The 19,606-nt window shown below is 43.4% G+C and carries 13 protein-coding genes and 2 tRNA genes; 6 read left to right on the top strand and 9 right to left on the bottom strand.

From position 1 onward, the window contains the following. Positions 1 to 78 precede the first annotated feature (78 nt). The 3 genes from rlmM to AAC147_RS05255 are packed head-to-tail and all read right to left on the bottom strand — an operon-like array spanning position 79 to position 2,514. Positions 79 to 1,176 carry a 23S rRNA (cytidine(2498)-2'-O)-methyltransferase RlmM gene (gene rlmM / locus AAC147_RS05265; RefSeq protein ID WP_047679389.1) on the bottom strand — a complete coding sequence of 366 codons (1,098 nt, stop codon included), beginning with the start codon at positions 1,174 to 1,176 and terminating at the stop codon, positions 79 to 81. Then, positions 1,169 to 1,564, bottom strand: a complete 396-nt coding sequence (locus tag AAC147_RS05260; RefSeq protein WP_047679387.1) for a DUF423 domain-containing protein — start codon at positions 1,562 to 1,564, stop codon at positions 1,169 to 1,171. The genes rlmM and AAC147_RS05260 overlap by 8 nt, the downstream gene beginning before the upstream one ends. A 29-nt stretch (positions 1,565 to 1,593) precedes the next feature. Beyond that, on the bottom strand, positions 1,594 to 2,514 hold the full coding sequence (locus AAC147_RS05255) for a transcriptional regulator GcvA (protein WP_047679385.1): 921 nt from the start codon (positions 2,512 to 2,514) through the stop codon (positions 1,594 to 1,596). A gap of 465 nt (positions 2,515 to 2,979) precedes the next feature. On the opposite strand from AAC147_RS05255, the gene csdA reads away from it, so the two are divergent. Together csdA and csdE are read left to right on the top strand one after the other, a co-directional pair. Continuing rightward, on the top strand, positions 2,980 to 4,233 hold the full coding sequence (csdA, locus tag AAC147_RS05250) for a cysteine desulfurase CsdA (RefSeq protein ID WP_047679383.1): 1,254 nt from the start codon (positions 2,980 to 2,982) through the stop codon (positions 4,231 to 4,233). Between the two features lie 7 nt (positions 4,234 to 4,240). Next, positions 4,241 to 4,693 carry a cysteine desulfurase sulfur acceptor subunit CsdE gene (gene csdE, locus AAC147_RS05245; RefSeq protein ID WP_047679381.1) on the top strand — a complete coding sequence of 151 codons (453 nt, stop codon included), beginning with the start codon at positions 4,241 to 4,243 and terminating at the stop codon, positions 4,691 to 4,693. Positions 4,694 to 4,710: 17 nt separating this feature from the next. On the opposite strand, the gene tcdA is transcribed toward csdE, so the two are convergent. Together tcdA and mltA are read right to left on the bottom strand one after the other, a co-directional pair. Then, entirely contained in the window at positions 4,711 to 5,523 is an 813-nt protein-coding gene (gene tcdA, locus AAC147_RS05240; RefSeq protein ID WP_047679379.1) for a tRNA cyclic N6-threonylcarbamoyladenosine(37) synthase TcdA, read from the bottom strand. Positions 5,524 to 5,661: 138 nt separating this feature from the next. After that, a complete protein-coding gene (gene mltA / locus AAC147_RS05235; RefSeq protein ID WP_047679377.1) occupies positions 5,662 to 6,759 on the bottom strand; it encodes a murein transglycosylase A in 1,098 nt (365 codons plus the stop codon). A 224-nt stretch (positions 6,760 to 6,983) separates the two neighbouring features. Between mltA and AAC147_RS05230 the strand changes: the two genes are divergently transcribed. From AAC147_RS05230 to AAC147_RS05220, 3 genes are all read left to right on the top strand, one after another. Continuing rightward, positions 6,984 to 7,060 (top strand) — tRNA-Met (locus AAC147_RS05230). Between the two features lie 65 nt (positions 7,061 to 7,125). Continuing rightward, positions 7,126 to 7,202, top strand: a tRNA-Met gene (locus AAC147_RS05225). A 247-nt stretch (positions 7,203 to 7,449) separates the two neighbouring features. Beyond that, a complete protein-coding gene (locus tag AAC147_RS05220; protein ID WP_047679375.1) occupies positions 7,450 to 8,205 on the top strand; it encodes a hypothetical protein in 756 nt (251 codons plus the stop codon). Between the two features lie 31 nt (positions 8,206 to 8,236). Here the strand turns inward: AAC147_RS05220 and amiC are convergent, their stop codons facing one another. Further along, on the bottom strand, positions 8,237 to 9,484 hold the full coding sequence (gene amiC, locus AAC147_RS05215) for an N-acetylmuramoyl-L-alanine amidase AmiC (RefSeq protein WP_047679373.1): 1,248 nt from the start codon (positions 9,482 to 9,484) through the stop codon (positions 8,237 to 8,239). Between the two features lie 300 nt (positions 9,485 to 9,784). Between amiC and argA the strand changes: the two genes are divergently transcribed. Next, complete coding sequence (gene argA / locus AAC147_RS05210) at positions 9,785 to 11,128, top strand: amino-acid N-acetyltransferase (protein ID WP_047679371.1); 1,344 nt, start codon at positions 9,785 to 9,787, stop codon at positions 11,126 to 11,128. A 36-nt stretch (positions 11,129 to 11,164) separates the two neighbouring features. Here the strand turns inward: argA and recD are convergent, their stop codons facing one another. From recD to ptrA, 3 genes are read right to left on the bottom strand one after another with little or no spacing between them, the layout of a single operon-like run. Then, complete coding sequence (gene recD, locus AAC147_RS05205; RefSeq protein ID WP_047679369.1) at positions 11,165 to 13,057, bottom strand: exodeoxyribonuclease V subunit alpha; 1,893 nt, start codon at positions 13,055 to 13,057, stop codon at positions 11,165 to 11,167. Next, entirely contained in the window at positions 13,054 to 16,713 is a 3,660-nt protein-coding gene (recB, locus tag AAC147_RS05200) for an exodeoxyribonuclease V subunit beta (protein ID WP_081988956.1), read from the bottom strand. The genes recD and recB overlap by 4 nt, the downstream gene beginning before the upstream one ends. After that, complete coding sequence (gene ptrA, locus AAC147_RS05195) at positions 16,710 to 19,595, bottom strand: pitrilysin (protein WP_047679367.1); 2,886 nt, start codon at positions 19,593 to 19,595, stop codon at positions 16,710 to 16,712. Before ptrA ends, recB begins: the two co-directional genes overlap by 4 nt. Between the last annotated feature and the right edge of the window lie 11 nt (positions 19,596 to 19,606).

Genomic DNA, 19,606 nt, shown 5'->3' with positions numbered 1-19,606 from the left:
AGAAGAGTATATACCCTACGGATTTTAAGATGCAGCTTGGATGCAACTTGAAAGACGACGGGTATACCAAACAAATAATCAATAATCGCGGTTCATTGCATAAACAGACCAGATACGTTGAATGTGTACTGTTATCTCTTCACGGTCGTGATACAAATGTTTCGCCTGAATTTTGGCATTAACTCCATTTTCTTTCAATTTTTGTTCAATTTTTTGTAAAATATTAGCAACTTCTTCGTAACGTTTTTTCATTGGCAACTTGAGGTTGAAAATAGCTTCCCGACACCAGCTTTTAACCAACCAATCCGTCATAAGTTGTGCAACTTTAGCCGGTTTCTCAACCATATCGCACACTAACCAATAAATATTTTTTACTAGTGGTTCAAACTTAAAGCCATCCACACGATGATGCTTCACCTGACCAGTATCCATCAGGCTATCAGCCATTGGCCCATTATCTACCGCATGAACGATCATACTGCGCTTCACTAGCTGGTAAGTCCATCCACCCGGACAAGCACCCAAGTCTACGGCATACAAGCCACTATCGAGACGCTCCTCCCATTCGTCATAAGGAATAAAGATATGAAAAGCCTCTTCCAACTTCAGTGTTGAACGGCTCGGAGCATCTGACGGGAATTTCAGACGCGGGATCCCCATGTAAAAACGGGAATTATTATTACTGTAGGAATACCCTACATAGCAGCATCCGGGGGCAATAAAAAACACATGAACCACGGGGCGGGTATAGTTTTCCTTAATCAGCAGGATCTTTTCCTGCCGCATCGCATTACGCAAAGGAACTGTAAACTTACGACAGAATTTCATCAGTTCCTTGCTTTCATTGGTATCCGGCACTTCCACACGCAGTTCACCAGCGCGCTCAATAACGCTGCTCAGCATCCCAATGATCGGTGTAATACGATCTTCCTGCGGTAAATCTTTCAGCAGCTCACCGACAACCAACATTTGGCGGGCAAAAATCAATTCACGGAATGGAATTTCACGAATAAGACGATCAGCATCATCATGCTGATAACACTCAAACAGCACATAACCACTGTTTTCTTTCACACGAGCGAAACCGTAAATGTCTTTCTTACTCGCTTTATCTGTAATTTCTGCCGCACACTCTTTTTCAAACCCAGGGCGGCAATACAAAGCAACTTTATTCATGGCCAGGCGCCGATTTCCTTAGACGCAAAGCGCCAATTAATACACACAACCAACCGATGAGGAAACTCAACCCACCGATAGGTGTTAGATAAACCAAAAATTTTAGCGGTAAAAAGGCCAGACAATAAAGGCTGCCACTAAACAGTACGATCCCTATTGCAAAAAATATTCCTGCCCGGCTGAATTGTACCGATGGCTGCCATATCAATACAGCCGCCAGAGCCATCATAGCCAGTGTATGTAATCCTTGATATTGCAAGCCAGTCTGTAGCCATTCCATTTGCTGTGGCCGCAATACCGATGCCAGAAGATGGGCACCTATTGCACCAAAAGCTACATAGAAGAAACCGCTGATCCCGGAAAAAATAAGCATCGCACGGCTGTTCATCGCTCTGCTCCTACTCTCATTCATCAGTATCATTCATTAGTAATAAAACCTAATCTTTCCTGCTCACTTGCAGCCTGTGCAAGGATCCATTTACGGAAAGCCGCTATCTTGCCCAATTCTGCCTGATTATCATGGCAAACTAAATAAAATGCATTCTTACTAACCAGGACATCATTGAACGGACAAACAAGACGGCCTGCATCAATTTCATTCTGTGCCATCACATTATTCGCAAGTGCTATGCCCTGCCCATGTACCGCAGCCTGAATGACCATTGCGCTATGGCTGAATATCGGACCTTGTTGCACATTGATCAATTGCTGTATATCAAGTTGGCGAACATAGGCTTGCCAGTCGCGTCTGGAAGAATCATGCAATAAAGTGTGGTTGGCGAGATCCGCCGGTGTTTTCAGTGGGCGCTCCCCCATTAACAAAGAAGGAGAACATACAGGCAGCAAATATTCAGGATAAAGACGGTCTGTCCGCAACCCCGGCCAGTGACCCCGACCATAAAAAATCGCCACATCAACATCATCTGCCAGCTTATCTTCTTCCCGATCCACAGCCTGAATTCTGACATCAATACCCGGAAAACTCTGGTTAAAACCAGAAAGCCGCGGCACTAACCATTGAATCGCAAAGCTAGGGGATAAACTTACCGTCAACGCACCTTTGGCACTACGTGCCTGAAGTTTTCGGGTAGCTTCATTGATAGCTGTGAAGATTTCTTTAATATCCAGATAGTAACTTTGCCCATCTTCCGTCAGCAACAAAGAACGGTTACGACGACGAAACAGCTTCAGTCCCAAAAAATCCTCCAGACTTTTCATCTGATGGCTGACCGCAGCTTGAGTGACAAATAATTCTTCTGCCGCTTTAGTAAAACTTAAATGACGAGCGGCAGCATCAAAAACTCGTAACGCATTGAGTGGTGGTAAACGTTTGGACATGTTGATTTCTTGTATGGTGGTTACGATACCGGTAACTCTTTCGATCAGGTATTAGTTTTTATAATCCGAATCATTATAATTTGTCCATTGATGATATACCAGCAAATCCCTATAGTGTGCGCACTTCCTAAGCCGGAACGAAAAGTAGCTCTGTCGCAAGGCAAATTTGGAATGATACAAATTTGTAAAAGCACATAGATACTTTTGGCTTTGTGGTTGTGATGTTGTGTTTGCAAGTTGTCTGGGAAACCAGACTTTGTAGCATATGCTACTGTTTTTTTTCACTTCCTGTACATTTACCCTGTCTGTCCATAGTGATTTTTTAATGCACCGCAATTGCGGTGCTTTTTTTCTCTGCTTTGCTGTAAAATCCCTCAAACTTAATTAAAGAAAAATTTATTTTTTTATACCTTCTGGACTGTAGAACGAAAGGTATACGACATAGCATTCAAATTAACATCATTTATGAAAGCCTTTGATTCAGAAAAATTTCGCCAACAATTTCCTGCATTACTACCATCCTCTGAGTATCCAAAACCGACTGTGTTTCTGGATAGCGCAGCGACTTCTCTCAAACCCACATGTATGATTGAGGCGACTCAACGCTATTACCAGAATCACAGTGCAACTGTTCATCGCAGTCAACACGCAGCTGCACAAGCAATGACCGCACGTTATGAACAGGCGCGTTCTTTAGTCGCTGAATTGCTCAATGCATCGCAACCTGAAAATATTATCTGGACAAAAGGCACCAGCGAAGCCATTAATCTGGTTGCGCAAGGGTATTTCCGTTCCCGCTTATCTGCTGATGATGAAATTATCGTCAGTGAACAAGAACATCACTCCAATCTACTACCGTGGCTGATTCTGGCAGAACAAACTGGTGCTAAACTCGTTAAGTGGCCGATTGAAAAACGATATCAACAAAAACAATATCAACAAAAACAGTATCAACCAGAAATTAAAACACTGGCAGAACTACTCAATGAAAAAAGCCGATTGATTGCTATCAGCCAAATGTCAAATGTGACCGGAGCTACTGTTGATTTAACACAAATCACAGCTCTCGCCCATCAATATAACTGTCTGGTATTGGTCGATGGTGCTCAAGGCATTGTTCACACTCCCGCCGATGTACAACAGTTAGATATCGATTTTTATGCTTTCTCTGCACATAAGCTCTATGGGCCTAATGGGTTGGGAGTATTATATGGAAAAGGATCACTGCTGAATGCCATGTCTCCGTGGCAAGGGGGCGGGAAAATGCTTACACAGATCTCCTTCGACAGTTTTACACCAGAAGCAGTACCTTATCGTTTTGAGGCCGGAACACCGAACGTTGCCGGAGTCATCGGGTTTGCTGCTACATTGGAATGGTTAAAAACACTCGATACTTCACTTGCCGAGTCCTATGCTGTTACCCTGACAGATTATGCTGAGCAGCAACTCAGCGCGATACCGGGCTTTATCAGTTATCGTGCAACAGGAGCCAGCCTATTGGCCTTCAACTTTGCAGGCATACATCATCATGATCTGGCAACGCTGCTTGCTGAACAGAATATTTCCCTACGTTCAGGGCAGCACTGCGCCCAACCTCTGCTTGATGCCTTGGGGATCAACGGTTGCCTGCGGGCTTCTTTTATGCCTTATAACACCCAACAAGATGCAGATAAATTAGTCAGTGCAATAAAATTTGCCCTGTCACTGCTTGAGGAATAAATCACTAATGACATCACTGCCAACTCCTATCCTTGCCCCACATCCGTTTGGTACAGAAATTACGGAGCAACAACTGATTGAAAAATTTGAGCAATGCCGGCTGTGGGAAGATCGCTATCGGCAACTCATCGGGCTTGCTAAAAAGCTACCGAACTTGCCCGATGAGTTAAAACAACAGCAGATTGAGATTTCCGGCTGTGAAAACCGGGTTTGGCTGGGGCATCAATTGCTTGCTGAAAACCGCCTGCATTTTTATGGTGACAGCGAAGGGCGCATCGTGAAAGGCTTATTAGCATTTATCCTGACCACAGTGGAAGGAAAAACAGCGGAACAGGTCTTACAAACGCCATTAACCGAGTTGTTTCAGCAAGCAGGCCTCGAACAACAATTAAGTGGATCGCGGCTCAACGGTGTAAAATCGTTGATTAAGGCCGTGCAGGAAATTGCCCGCTCGTACTAAATTTGTTCATACCAAAACTAAAGACAGTTTTCCCGTTCCGCTTTAGCCACCATTTTTTTCAATGCGTGAGATACAGCAACGAAGCCAAAAGTCGCCGTAACCATTGTTGCGGCACCAAAACCAGAGGCACAATCCATCCGTTTTGAGCCATCAGCCGTACTTTTGGCCGCACAAACCGTGCCATCAGATTGTGGATACACCAGTTGTTCCGTTGAGAAAACACAGTCGATGCCCAATTTTCCTTTACCGTTCTTCACAACCCGATAATCAGATTTCAGACGTTCTTTCAATTTGGCAGCTAAAGGGTCCTGCACTGTTTTGGCTAAATCCACGACCTGAATCTGGGTCGGATCAAGCTGCCCACCCGCGCCACCCGTTGTTACCACAGGGATCTTATAACGACGACAATAAGCCAGCAGGGCAGCTTTCGAACGCACGCTGTCAATCGCATCAATGACATAGTTAAAATCCATTGATATCAATTCAGCAACATTGTCGGACGTAACAAAATCATCAATACAAGTGACCTGACATTCAGGATTAATCGCCCGTATCCGCTCTGCTATCACTTCCGTTTTTGGTAATCCCACATTCTGCACTAATGTATGTAATTGACGATTGGTATTGGTAATGCAGACATCATCCATATCAATCAGCGTAATCGCCCCAATACCCGTGCGGGCTAACGCTTCCGCTGCCCATGAACCGACACCACCGATGCCAACCACACAAACATGTGAACGGGCGAATAATGAAAGTGCTTTCTGGCCATATAATCGTGCAGTACCAGCAAAACGGTGAAGATAAGCATTAGAGAGAGAAACTTGCATCAATAATAAATCCTGAATAAAACCTATACCATCAGATACACTTTATTTTCCGCGTCGCCTCTTTGATTTATTAGTGGCAGTTTCGCGCGAAAATATCAGGCAAAGATAAGTCATCAATTGTTTGAATTGAGCAGGATCTTACTGGTTTACCGCCAAAAAGCCAGATAATGCTTTCTTCAATATCCAAACACATCCATAGTGGTTATAAAAACCCGCCATTTCTCCGGCACGGCTGCCAACACCATGATAAATATCGAAATGATGCCCTTTGATTGCGCCTCCAACATCCAGAGCCACCATCAGACGCATTCGGTACTGTCCGGTAAACTTGCCGAGGTTATCCAATACCGGTACTTCCGCCAACAATACTGTTCCTGGCGGAACTAATGCCTTATCCGATGCTACCGAAGCTTTTGCAACTAAAGGCACTGCACTGGCTCCCCGCACTGCGGTATAAGGTTCAGGCTTAAAAAATACGAAAGAAGGATTCTGTTCCAGAATTTGCCGAATTTCAGATTCATTATGCTTTTCAGCCCACTGCCGAATGGCTTTCATCGATATTTCTTCCCGTGGAATTTCTCCACTATCGATTAACACTTTACCTATACTGCGATAAGCATGACCATTCTTTCCACCATAACCAAAAAAGGTTAACGGTTTGTCGTCACCAAAATCCACATAACCACTCCCTTGTACTTCCATCAAAAAATTATCTATCAGAGAGTTGCTGTAGCCAATGATCCACTTTTTATCGAGAACCCCATTATATATAGCCGCACGATCCGGCAAGCGGGAATACGATTTATCTGGCATTTGGTACAGCGGATATCTAAATTCACCTTGTTTAATATGGCGAGCCTGTAATATAGGGGTATAGTAGCCGGTAAATTTGACATTGCCGTAATTATCTTCGCCTTCCATCTGGTAAGCGAGCAAACCAAACTGAGCTAAATTGCGAATATTTCCACCATACTGCACCCAGTTTTCGATAGCATTAAAAGTAGCGCGTTGATTGGCATACAATTGGGGTGAAGACTCGTTGATTAATTTGACCTGAGTGACAAAATCTCCGGCATTGACGGGAGAACCTTGTGCGTTTGGCGTATTAACAAGCTGGAAGTCTTGGGTAAAATGACCATCTTTATACTGCTGACCTTGCTCCGTCGGACGCAATTGACAAGCAGATAACAGAAAAACGACAACGCTACATAAAAGATATTTGCCCCAAAGTTTCATATAATGCTCTATCTCCCGCCATTTCGTTCCGAAAGCGAACAATATCAAACCCCAATAAATAATAAAATGTAGTTAGAAAAAAATAGATGACTCTGCTTAAATCACATGAGAACAAAAATAAAACAATAAGCTTTATTTTTAAGCAAAAAACAAACAAAATTGGTAAATATCAACAAAAAAGCTTGCAACGGAATCGATCCAGAGTATAGTGTGCCGACATCGGACGCGGGGTGGAGCAGCTTGGTAGCTCGTCGGGCTCATAACCCGAAGGTCGTCGGTTCAAATCCGGCCCCCGCAACCAATTCAGTATTGTTTTTATCGATACTGTTTTTTTATAGATATGATGTGCATTTGCAAGCAGACGGACGCGGGGTGGAGCAGCCTGGTAGCTCGTCGGGCTCATAACCCGAAGGTCGTCGGTTCAAATCCGGCCCCCGCAACCAATTTCCTGATTAAAGTCTCACTTCTTATCAAATTTTCAAGCTATCTATTACTCTTTTTATATTCACTATCTGTGTATATTCAATACGTAATATTCAACCGCAGAGTGGTCAATCCCCCTATTTGTAAATAAAAAGCCTCTCCTCCATTAAAGTAATTTATAAAATCATACAAAAACAATACATTTAATTAACAATTTATTATTATAGTTAGGCTATTTAAAAACCAACCTAAAATAAAGGTAGCAACATGCCATTTTCCCGTCCTTTTAGAGAATATTTTCATAAAGGTGATTTAATATATGGTTTAACTGATAGCAGGAAAAAATATGTTAATGAAAGTAAAAACTTTCTGATTGCCAAAAATCATAATGATAAAACTCTTTACCCACCAATATTTATTGATAATTATTTAACACCTGCCGAATTAAACCATATCGCAAATTTTATGAAAGAGTATCAAGAAAGAAACAAAACCAATAATTGGATAAATAATGAGGAAAAATCCAGTTTTCAAAATAGAATAGAAGAATACTATATAAAATATTCTTATGAAATACCCGAAAAACAAGAAGATAAAGACAAATATAATCTCTATAAAAATGATTTCTTTAATCATCTGAAAAGTCATCATAAATACCGAACTGTTACTGAAAACATCAATGAATATAATAAGAGATCCATGGGAAGAAAATGTAAAGGTGGATTATCATGGGCAAGCATGATCAATGGAAATTTACCTCATGCTATGCATATCCACTTTATACTTGATGGTATAAATATGGATACGGTAGTTTATAAACGCGATAAAAATATCACTGGAAAAGAATTAAGATGGCTTTTCAGACACAGAGCATATCCTCAAGTCGCTAATAAAATACAATTTTGGCTGAATGATACCCCAACGACTCCACCCTGGGAGGAAGCAAGATCAACTCTATGGAAGAATTATGCATGCCAAGATGACTACTCTGAAACACTTTCCCAATTATTTAACATACCATAATGTTCTCCCTATTTTATTTGGAGTGGATATTTCACCGTCGTGCTAATTCTGCTCCATTTTTAAAATAGGCTTTAATACCGGCAAAAATAGATTCAGCCACTTGCTGCTGGAATTTCGCAGTACGTAGTTTGCGTTCTTCTTCCAGGTTACTGATGAATGCAGTTTCAACCAGAATAGAAGGAATATCTGGTGCTTTTAATACGGCAAACCCCGCCTGATCGACGCTGTTTTTATGCAGTTTATTCATTTTACCCATGCGCTTAAGCACTTCATCCCCAAATTTCAGGCTGTCATTAATTGTCGCAGTTTGAACCAGATCCAGCATAGTGTGATCCAGATATTTATCACCGCTTTTACTCACTCCACCAATCAAATCAGCCTCATTCTGTGTTTGGGCTAGAAAACGGGCAGCATGACTGGTGGCTCCTTTCGTTGACAAAGCAAATACGGAAGATCCTCTAGCGGCTCGATTAGTAAAGGCATCAGCATGGATGGAAATAAACAGATCCGCCTGCATTTTACGTGCTTTTGCTACCCTGACTGTCAGCGGAATAAAAATATCTTCATTACGGGTCATATACACTTTCATCCCCGGCTGACGTTTAATAAGGGCTTGCAGACGGCGGGCAATCTGTAAAACAACATCTTTCTCACGGGTTTTGTATTTCCCGATAGCGCCAGGATCTTCACCACCATGACCGGGATCAAGCATAATCACAATTGGCCTGTTCTTCCCAGCCTTGCCTGTTTTTTTCCTGTCTGTCGGTGGCATATGCTTTTCCAGATTTCCGCTGTTGTACTCTTCAAGCAGTGCCAGCAAAGGATCATCATTGACTTTCGCTACTTTTGGATAGAAATCTAACACCAAACGATGTTTGAATTTCGCAATAGGTGGCAAAGTAAAAATATGTGGCGCAACCGGCTGCTTAATTTCAAACACTAAACGTACAGTTTTGGGATCAAACTGCCCCGCTCGTACCAGTTTCAAATAAGGATCACGCTGCTGAACTTGCGATCCCATACTACTCAGGACACTATTGAGCTGGATACCCTGCAAATCAATCACAATCCGGTTAGGATTTGAAAGTGAAAACTGGCGGTATTTAAGCGAAATATTAGACTCCAGCGTCACTCTGGTATAGCTTGATGCAGGCCAAATGCGCACAGCAATCACTTGTGACGTTGCTGCATAACCTATCGGGCTAATACTTAACAACCAAAGGGCTGCTGCTCCTTTCAGCAAACGGCGACGTGAAGAATTATGGTCTGAATGACTCATTATTTATTCCATTTAAAAACAACCAGACAGTAATTTTTATCTAAGCGACAGTTAGGTGGAAGACTCTAATTAATTATAAAGAGACTGTCATCAAAAAAAGCTTTTTCTGCTATCTGAACAGCTATACTCTATGAACTTCAGGATGCAGCGTAGGCAAAAAAGCCGCGACCTGAAAGATAACAAATATAAATATCAATATAAATAATAGCCTTGTTTTTATCCATATTCCCTCTTGCCATTTCCCTCCCAAAGAATAAAAATATAAAAAATACGAATAAAAATGCAATTGAGGGGAATATCATGAAAGAACGCCGTACCGAATTAGTTGAAATTTTCCGGCATTCGGTTCCTTATATTAATGCACATCGTAACAAAACTTTTGTCATTATGTTGGGCGGTGAAGCTATCGCCCATGAAAACTTTACTAATATTATTAACGACATCGGCTTATTATACAGTCTCGGCATTCGTTTGGTTGTTGTGTACGGTGCCCGGCCACAAATCGATCAGAACCTCACCCAACATCATCATCAACCGATTTATCATAAATACACCAGGGTAACTGATGTTAAAACACTGGATTTGATCAAACAGTCCGCGGGTGTGTTACAACTTGATATTACAGCTCGACTTTCCATGAGCCTCAGTAATACACCATTGCAAGGTGCCCATATTAATGTGGTCAGCGGTAACTTTATCACTGCTCAACCTTTAGGGATCGATGATGGTATTGATTATTGCCATAGTGGCAAAATTCGCCGGATTAACGATGAAGCCATAAATCAACAGTTAGATAACCATTCTATTGTATTAATCGGGCCTGTTGCTGTTTCCGTTACTGGCGAAAGTTTCAACCTGACAACCGAAGAAATTGCTTCACAACTGGCGATTAAATTAAAAGCCGAAAAGCTGATAGGGTTCTGTTCATCACAAGGCGTCACCGATACGGAAGGGAATACTTTATCAGAAATTTTCCCCAATGAGGGGGAAATACTATTGAGTAAACTAGAGAGTACCGGAGATTACTCCTCCGGGACAGTACGTTTTTTACGTGGCGCGATTAAAGCCTGCCGCCGTGGCGTTCGGCGCAGCCATTTGATCAGTTATCAAGAGAATGGTTCTCTAATTCAGGAATTATTCTCCCGCGAAGGCATCGGAACCCAAATTGTTATGGAGCGTTCTGAACAGATCCGTCGCGCCAATATCAACGACATAGGAGGCATTCTCGAACTTATTCATCCTCTGGAACAGAATGGGGTCCTGGTTCGCCGCTCACGGGAACAACTGGAAATGGAGATCGATAAGTTTACCCTGATAGAGCTCGATAATGTCACTATCGCCTGTGCTGCCCTGTACTCTTATCCTGCGGAAAAAATCGGTGAAATGGCCTGTGTTGCCGTACACCCGGATTACCAAAATTCTTCACGTGGCGAGGTGTTATTAGGCGCTATTATTAATCAGGCCAAACAAATCGGACTGGAAAAGTTATTTGTCCTTACGACTCAAAGTATTCACTGGTTTCAGGAGAAAGGTTTTGAACCCGCAGAAATTACTATGTTACCAGTGGAAAAACAGGCGCTGTATAATTACCAACGCCGTTCCAAGATCTTGATGTTGGATCTACATAACCTCCCCCATATATAGGTAACGGTATAGGTGAAGGTTTATAATCTTGAGGATTTATGCCTTAAGCCATTCTATTAACCCACTCCGCCTTTGAGTGGGTGTCGCAACAGCCTTAGACAAAACTCCCTTATGTGCGTATAGCGTCAATTTCTCACGAGCGCGGGTCAAAGCCGTATAAACCAGCTCCCGGCTCACAACAGGAGAAAACTGGGTTGGTAACACTAATGCTGTATGCTCAAACTCAGAGCCTTGTGATTTGTGCACTGTCATTACATACGCCGTTTCATGCAGGGGCAAACGGCTTGGCTGAAAAGGTTTGATCTGCCCGTCCGATAACTGGAAATAGGCTTTCAACTCATTATTCTGATCCTTAAGCATAATACCAATATCACCATTAAACAGCCCCAATGTGCTGTCATTGCGCAAAATCATGATCGGCCGTCCGGCATAGCCCCGATTCTCCATAAACTGATTTCCCGTATATTTGGGTAAAGCAATCATTCCCTTACGATGCAGCAATTGTTCCACTCGCTGGTTCAATCCACTGACACCAAACGGCCCTTCTCTTAAAGCACATAACAACCTGAAACGGTTAAATTCGACCAGGATAGTCTTTTCAGGTGCCTTTTCGTTCACCAGCGCCAAATAGCAGGAATAACTTTCTGTAGTTTCAATCAACAAACGCTGATAGTCTTCATCTTCTGCAAGGGGATTAAAGTCCACATCAGACAGAGATTGCCTTAATACAGTTGTAACACGCTTACTGTCCCCCTGATTGACTGCTGAAGCCAGTTGCCCAATACCAGAGGCAGCATTAAAACGATAACTCTTACGCAGCAAACATAAACAATCCCGCACTGTCAGAGTTATATCTTCTGGCTCAGATATTGAATATGACACTAACTGGCAACCCGTTAACTTCGTCAATTGATTTGCACGATCGATACTGTATCCTTGTTCAGCAAAACGACAGATATCTCCCAATACCGCTCCCGCTTCTACAGAAGCCAACTGATCTTTATCCCCCAGAAAAATCACTTTTGCTTTTGCTGGCAGGGCATCAATCAAACGCGCCATCATGGGTAAATCTACCATGGAGGCTTCATCAACAATCAGGATATCAAGGGTAAGCGGATTATCACGATGATAACGGAGTTTTTGGCTTTCAGGCTGTGCTCCCAGCAAGCGATGGATGGTTTGTGCCTGCTCAGGGATATTCCGCCGCTGTTCATCTGTCAAAGCCAGTTTGTTGACTGCCTCCCCAAGCGATTCAGTCAATCTGGCAGCCGCTTTCCCTGTAGGAGCCGCCAGTTGAATACTCAATGGATTTCCTTCATTCAATTTAATCAATGTGGCCAGCAACTTCGCTACTGTTGTTGTTTTTCCGGTTCCCGGCCCGCCAGAGATAACAGAAATACGGCTGGTGACAGCCACTGCTGCTGCCACTTTCTGCCAATCGATTTCACTTTCAACAGCGACACCAAAAAGTTCATCTAAAATGTTCCGTAGCTGTATTTCATCAATATCATCAGCCAGTGCCACATCAGCAAAAAACGCGGCTATCCGACGTTCACTTTGCCACATCCGCTGCAAGTAAAGGCGATAACCAGAAAGTATTATCGGTGTGGGAAACTGCCCATCGCCTATTGCCGGGCATGCCTGCAAGACAGCAATCATTTGTTGTTGACTGGGTTTTCCTACTAAAGTCCACAGTGATGCCACTAACTCAGGATGTCGCCCTTCAAATAAATGTTCAGGTGAAATCCTGTTCAAAGGCAGGCAAACATGACCCGCCCCCGCTTCTGCACTCAAATAGGCAGTAATCAGCAATAATAATGGATTTTCATCTTCAATCATCGCATAGGCAAACTGCACATCTAACGGACGCAGCAATTTTTGAGCAACAGCTTGCTGCAATAATGGCATTACGTTCATGACTGCACTCATGCACTTTGTTCCTCATCAGTTGCACAATCGTCGTTTATACAGTCAACAGTACAATCGACGGTACTAAAGAGCATATCCAGTGCATCAACAAATTCAACCGGTGGCAGATAGCGATAAATACCCTGTCCCGGATTATTGTTATCAATGCCACGCAGAAACAAATATATCACCCCACCAAAATGCTGCCGATAATCATAGTCCGTCAATCGATGGCGTAAATAACGATGCAGTGCCAGCGTATAGAGTTGGTATTGCAAATCATACCGATGCTCTATCATGGCTGAGGCCATAGCTTCCTGAGTGTATGATTCGCTGCTTTCTCCCAACCAGTTCGATTTATAATCCACCACGTAAAACTTATCCTGCCAGCAAAATACCAAGTCAATAAACCCTTTCAACATACCTTTGACCTGATGGAAGGACAAAGGAGCGCACTGTGCTGACAAGGGATCATAACGATGGGTTAAGGCATCCAATGCGTTGGAACGCAGTAAATTATCAACCGGCAGATAAAACTGCATTTCGTTTTGTTGATGATAATGTGGAACATCCGCAAGCCGCATTCCTTGTTCATTTAACGCTGCGGTCTGGATATCCATCATCCATTGCTGCAATACTGATGCCCAGCTCTCATCAAAACCTGCGGTTGTCAGCTTTTCCGCCAACCAGATCTGATCCGGCCGAGAGCTGAAATCCAGCTCTTCCAGAACTGAATGTAAAAACGTTCCAGCTGATGCCCCGCGCGGAAAAGTATGCGGTGTCATCAGCATTGATGGTTCAACTTGTTTTTCACCACGAACGTCAATATCAAGTTTCGGTGCAATGGATTGGACAATCACTTCTACTGATTCGCCAAACGCACTGACATGAGCCTGAGAGCTGATATAATTATGAGAAACTGAACTCTGTAAGCCGGAATAACTGGTTACCCGCCAGTCATCCCGAATGGCGCGCCGGAATTTTCTGGCAGCCAGTAATAACACATCTTCACTTCTGGGTTCCCATCTTTCATCACCAATATCCTTTATCGGTATCACCTGAATATTGTCATCTTTGAGTTCATTTAAGCTACATTCCAGTAACGCTGCATCACCTTTCTGCCCTTTTTGCACCAAATAACCAAGAGCGGAAAGATGTAAATCCGTATCCCCGGTTTTTTTCTTATTCCCCTGAATCAATGGCGCAACACCGACACTACAGTGATACACCGCTCGCGTTAAAGCCACATAGAGCAGACGCAAATCTTCCGCCAACCGCTCTTCATCGGCTAATGCCAGTTTTTCACTATCCTCAAAGATACTGAAATGGGTTTCAAAATTCTGACGATCGTGATAAATAGCCCGTTCCTGTTTTTTGAAGCTACAAATAAAAGGCAGCCAGACCAAAGGGTACTCGAGCCCCTTTGATTTGTGGATGGTACAAATCTGAACCAGATGTTTATCACTTTCCAGACGCATTTGCTGACTTTCTAACTGTGGATCAGGACGGGAAATCTGCTGTGCCAGCCAGCGAACCACTGAATGTTCACTATCCAATTGCAACGATTCTTCCTGCAACAGTTCACTAATATGCATAATATCAGTCAAACGACGCTCACCGTCATATCCTGCCAAGAGATTCTCTGAAATTCGGTATTTTCCCATGACTGCCCGTAACATCGGCAAAACACCACGTAAGCGCCACAACCGGGCATAACTGTCAAACTCATCCACCAACGTATTCCATGCTGTTTCATCATGGTTTAGCTGATCAATCTGCCGGGCACTTAAGCCAAATAAACTACTGGCTAATGCACTTCTGAGTACACGTTCCTTTTCTGGTGATAACACCGCTTGCAGAAGCCAGAGCAAGTCTTTAGCTTCTGGCGTATCAAATACATTCTCACGATTGGAAAGGAAGACAGATGGGATCTGTAATTTATTCAACTCATCACGAACCAATGCGGCTTCACTGCGACTACGCACCAATACCGTAATATCCGCCGCTGTAACAGGCCTGCTTTTTTCACCCCGTTGCAACAGCGCATTCCCTTCCTGCCCTGCCAGTAACCAATCTCTGATTTGAGCAGCACACAATCGTGCCATGCCCTGTTCGTAATCCCTTTTTGAAACTCCCTCTCCAGACTGGAACCAGAACTGCAAGGCTGTTTGTTCCTGCTCATGGAGCAAGAATTTCAGGTCGTGATTTTTCTCTGCTGAGTTGACGTGAATAAACGGAATTTGGTCAAACAGAAACGGACGCTCTGTATGGGAAAACAACTTATTGACCACTTGTACCATCGGAGCAGAAGAACGCCAGTTAGTTTCCAACGTGTAATGCGCACTCACTTGGGCACGCGCCTGAATGTAGGTGAAAATATCCGCCCCGCGAAATGCATAAATTGCTTGTTTGGGGTCACCAATGAACAACAAACCATTTTCCGCTTGATGACGATATATGGCCTGAAAAATTCGGTATTGCTGCGGGTCAGTGTCCTGAAACTCATCGATCATCGCAACGGGGTAACGTTGCCGGATGGTTTCCGCCAGTTTTTCTCCACCTTCACGCTTCAAAGCGGTATCCAATCGCGTCAGTAAGTCGTCAAAGCCCATATGCCCACGCATCAGTTTTTCCTGATTGATGGACTGGCGTACTTCAACAATCGCTTTGGAGATGATGATGTCGCGTATGGTTAGTGGTTGTTGATATAAGTCATCAATGGCCGTAAACACGGGATGCCGGGGAACGTCACCCTTTTTGGTTTTTTCTTCCAATCTTGACTGGCAAAATTTATCCAAGTCTTTAGGAAGTTGATAATCTCTGGTTTGTGATTTAGCCCACTCAGAAACGCTATTCAGCCAATTTGGTAAATTATTCTTACTGTAACTGCGCTTATCTACCCCAGAATTACCAATCAGCGCTTGTAAATCCTGTACAGCCTCATTCCACTGCTGTTTGACCCCATCAATCAAAGCAATAATCTTTTCGTGGCGGCTAACTAAGGTTTCATCACCGTCCGGCGCGTTGATGATATATGGAATATCCCCTCGAAGATGATCAGATATATCTTCCAACAGAGCATCTGGCCCACTCCATTCCTGACTGATCACCGTCGCCATTGATAGCGACAACGGATAACAGTGGCGCCGCCAGAAATCAGCACAACTTTGCTTTCGAAGTGGATATTCATCCTGAATCAACGTTTGCTCAAACAGAATGCCGGATTCAAACGCATTGTGCACCAACATGCGCTGGCAGAAGCCATGAATGGTGTAAATTGCCGCTTCGTCCATTTGACGTTCAGCAGCCAGTAACCAATCCGCCGCACTTTGCCTGTCGGGGATCTCTGCCAGCAATTGCTGATAAACCGGATCATTTACCGCGTTATTCTGCCGAATGCATGCCAGTCGCAACTGGTGGATATTTTTACGAATACGTCCACGCAATTCATCTGTTGCTGCCTTGGTAAATGTTACAACCAAGATCTCTTCAACATTAAGCGGACGGGAAAAGGCGGCATTGCCGCCCAATCCGAGTAACAAACGCAGGTAGAGTAAACCTATCGTGTAGGTTTTTCCCGTACCTGCTGAAGCCTCAATCAGCCGCTGACCATGCAGCGGCAATGTTAACGGGTTAAGTTTATGAGACGTTATGTTACGGGGTATTTCTGTGCTCACTGAGCATTCACCTTAATCGGTAATTGTTTCTGAAAAGCGGATACATTCGGGTAAGTCTTCCAGCCTTTCAACTCTGCATATTGATGAAGTGAGCCTTTCTTCCCTGTAATTTGTGAAATCAGTGCTAAACCCTGACGTTTCATGACTGCTTTATCATAAAATTCAATCAATTGTGCTTTCGTCACTTTTTCAAGAGAGGCAATCATTTTCTCTCTTGAATCAAATTTGAAGTTATTAAGACCAAAATCACTGCCGTAACGGGATGCTTCCGCAGAAAACGTTTGTGGTGGTTGGCGCATCTCTGTCAGCAATACTGTTTTATACTGCTCAAAATTTGCATCAGACATTGCCTGCAATTTTTTCTTAGTTTGCTGATAGAAACTCTGGTAACGCTGGTGCAGGTAATCAGGCTGTTCGCTGTTACTCTGCAACAGGAAGCCGAGTCCCCATTGTTCTCCTACCCTTGTATTGAAGGCAAAAACCGCATAACCCAATTGCTCTGTTGTTCTTAATTGATCATAGAACCAAGTCGATAAAATACTACTCAGAAGATTAGAATAGGCATATCCATTAATGCGATCATATCCCGTCGGGATGTAGACTTCCGCCAGTGCATTATCAGTGCTACTGGAAGTGCCTTCAAAGTTAACAGCATAATTACGTTTCAATTCGACATTTTCGCCACTCCACCACACAGTACCCTGGTTGGCGAGCTGCTTATGCGCAGATATAACAATATCAATACTCTGTTTTTCGGTTAAATTACCGAAGACGACCGCCTGTAAAGCAGAATTGTGGATCATCTTATGACGGTATTTAACAATATCATCAACATTGATGCTATCCATCGCTTTTAAGCGTTCAGACTGTTCAATATAAGGAACATTGGATAAACGAGAAACCGGCTGCATTGCCATTTCATAGGCTTTGCCTTCATTGGCGATTTCCAACTGGTTACGATACCAAGACTTCGCTTGTTTCAGTTCAGCCGGAGTTGGTATAAATGCCATATACTGGCTGATAGCAGAAGTTAACAATTCAGGTAAATGTTGGGTATAACCATATGCCCCGATTTGCAACCCATCACTATACTCGGTTGTCATCGCCAGACCTCCGACGGACGCCTGATAACCAAGCTGATCCAGTGCAAGAGAAGACAAATAAGACAACAGAGCGTAAGTCACCTGTTCTTTGGCGCTCTTCACTCCATCAGCATTGCGCAGATCCAATGCGATGCTTGCTTTCGGTTCATCGGCAAAATATTGACTTGGCATATACAGCAGACGAACACTCGGCTGTTCCAGAATCATTTTGGGATGTTTCTGGCTGCCAGATGTCTTAATCAGGGACAAATTATCAGGAATATAAGGGTTCAGTTCTGGTAAAGAGAATGAAATACCTTTTTCCAGTTTTTGCCACTCATTACGCTGTTGTTGAGTAATTTTATTAACCTGATAAGGTGCCTGAACAAAATAAGCCTCTTTGTTATGTGGCTCTTTCGGGCTGATAAACCAAATGCGAGCATTTTCAGGTGTCAATTGAGCCAAACGGCTGGCAATAGCCTGAGGGTTGTATTCATCCGCAAGATAGCAAGCATCCACCACATGAGAAACAGGCACCTGTAACATGGCATCAACTAACGACTGAATATAGTTCATATCCCGTACGATTGAGGCATACTGGAATGATAAATTGAATACTTTAGCCATTTCATCAAAATAGCTTTTTTGAATGCCTTTTTGCTTTAGCAGGTTAATGTAAGAAAAGATAGCCGCAATAACCTGATCACGCCGCTCAAGCCCTTTGTCTGTCAATGTGACATAAATACTGAATGAACCGGAATTACCATCTGTTTTCGGGCTGGCACTGGCACTGATCCCTTCGGCCAGCCCCTGTTTCAGTAACCAGTCAGACAGGGTATTCTCACTGCGGTTACCAATCAGATAGCCAATATAGGCATCAGTTTTACTGCGAAAATCAGCGCTATTATCGGCAATGCTGAATTCCAGTTGCAACGATTTATAAGGTTTAAATGGCACGTAATGGATAATGACATTTCTTTCTTTATCTGTTATCGCCGGAACCGTAATGGCAGAGACGGAAGCATGTCGATTCGGAATACGGCCAAAAGTATCCACCGCAATCTGAGCTAATTTTTCTATCGGCTGATTGCCATACAGGACACCTTTCATCAAATTGCCAGAGTAATAACGCTGATAAAAATCAACCAGTGCAGTCTGTAACTTACTGTCTGGTTTATCTTTCAGGGTTTCCAGATTTCCCCCCGCAAAACGGGAATTCGGATGAGCCGGATTCAAGGTTTCCGAACGGATCTGCCAGATGCGGTGCCCTTCTCCGGCACGAGCAATGGTCATTTCGTTATCAACGGCATGGCGCTCCCAATCAGTACTCTCAGGATCTAACAAAGGCTCTGCAAGTGCATCGGCCAGACGATCTGTCGCCTCTGCCAAAGAACCATTCTCAACTTCCAAATAAAAGGCTGTGCGGTTGGGTGAAGTGCTGGCATTGCCGCTCCCTCCATGTTTCTGTAAGAAACCATCAAAGCTGCCGGGCTGAGGATAGCGTTTAGACCCCATAAATACCATGTGTTCCAAATAGTGTGCCAGTCCAAGCTGATTATCTGGATTCTGCATATGACCAACGGGGATTGCCACAGCCGCCAATGATTTAACTGCTTTTTCATCTGAAACCAGCAGAACTGTCATGTCATTTTTCAGTTGGATAGCTTTATATTCACGGAAATCACGCTCACTTTTATGAATGGTTTCCGGTAACGGTTGCCAAGGCGATTCGGCATATGTTGTTTCTCCCCAGAAAAGTAGAAAAAGCATCATCGTGATGCGAATAACATATTTAGGCATAACCTAATATT

This window comes from Xenorhabdus sp. NBAII XenSa04, from assembly GCF_963866145.1.
In the GTDB taxonomy this organism is placed as follows: domain Bacteria; phylum Pseudomonadota; class Gammaproteobacteria; order Enterobacterales; family Enterobacteriaceae; genus Xenorhabdus; species Xenorhabdus indica.
Note: the sequence above shows the minus strand (reverse complement) of the source record. Positions and strands in the feature narration are given on the sequence as shown.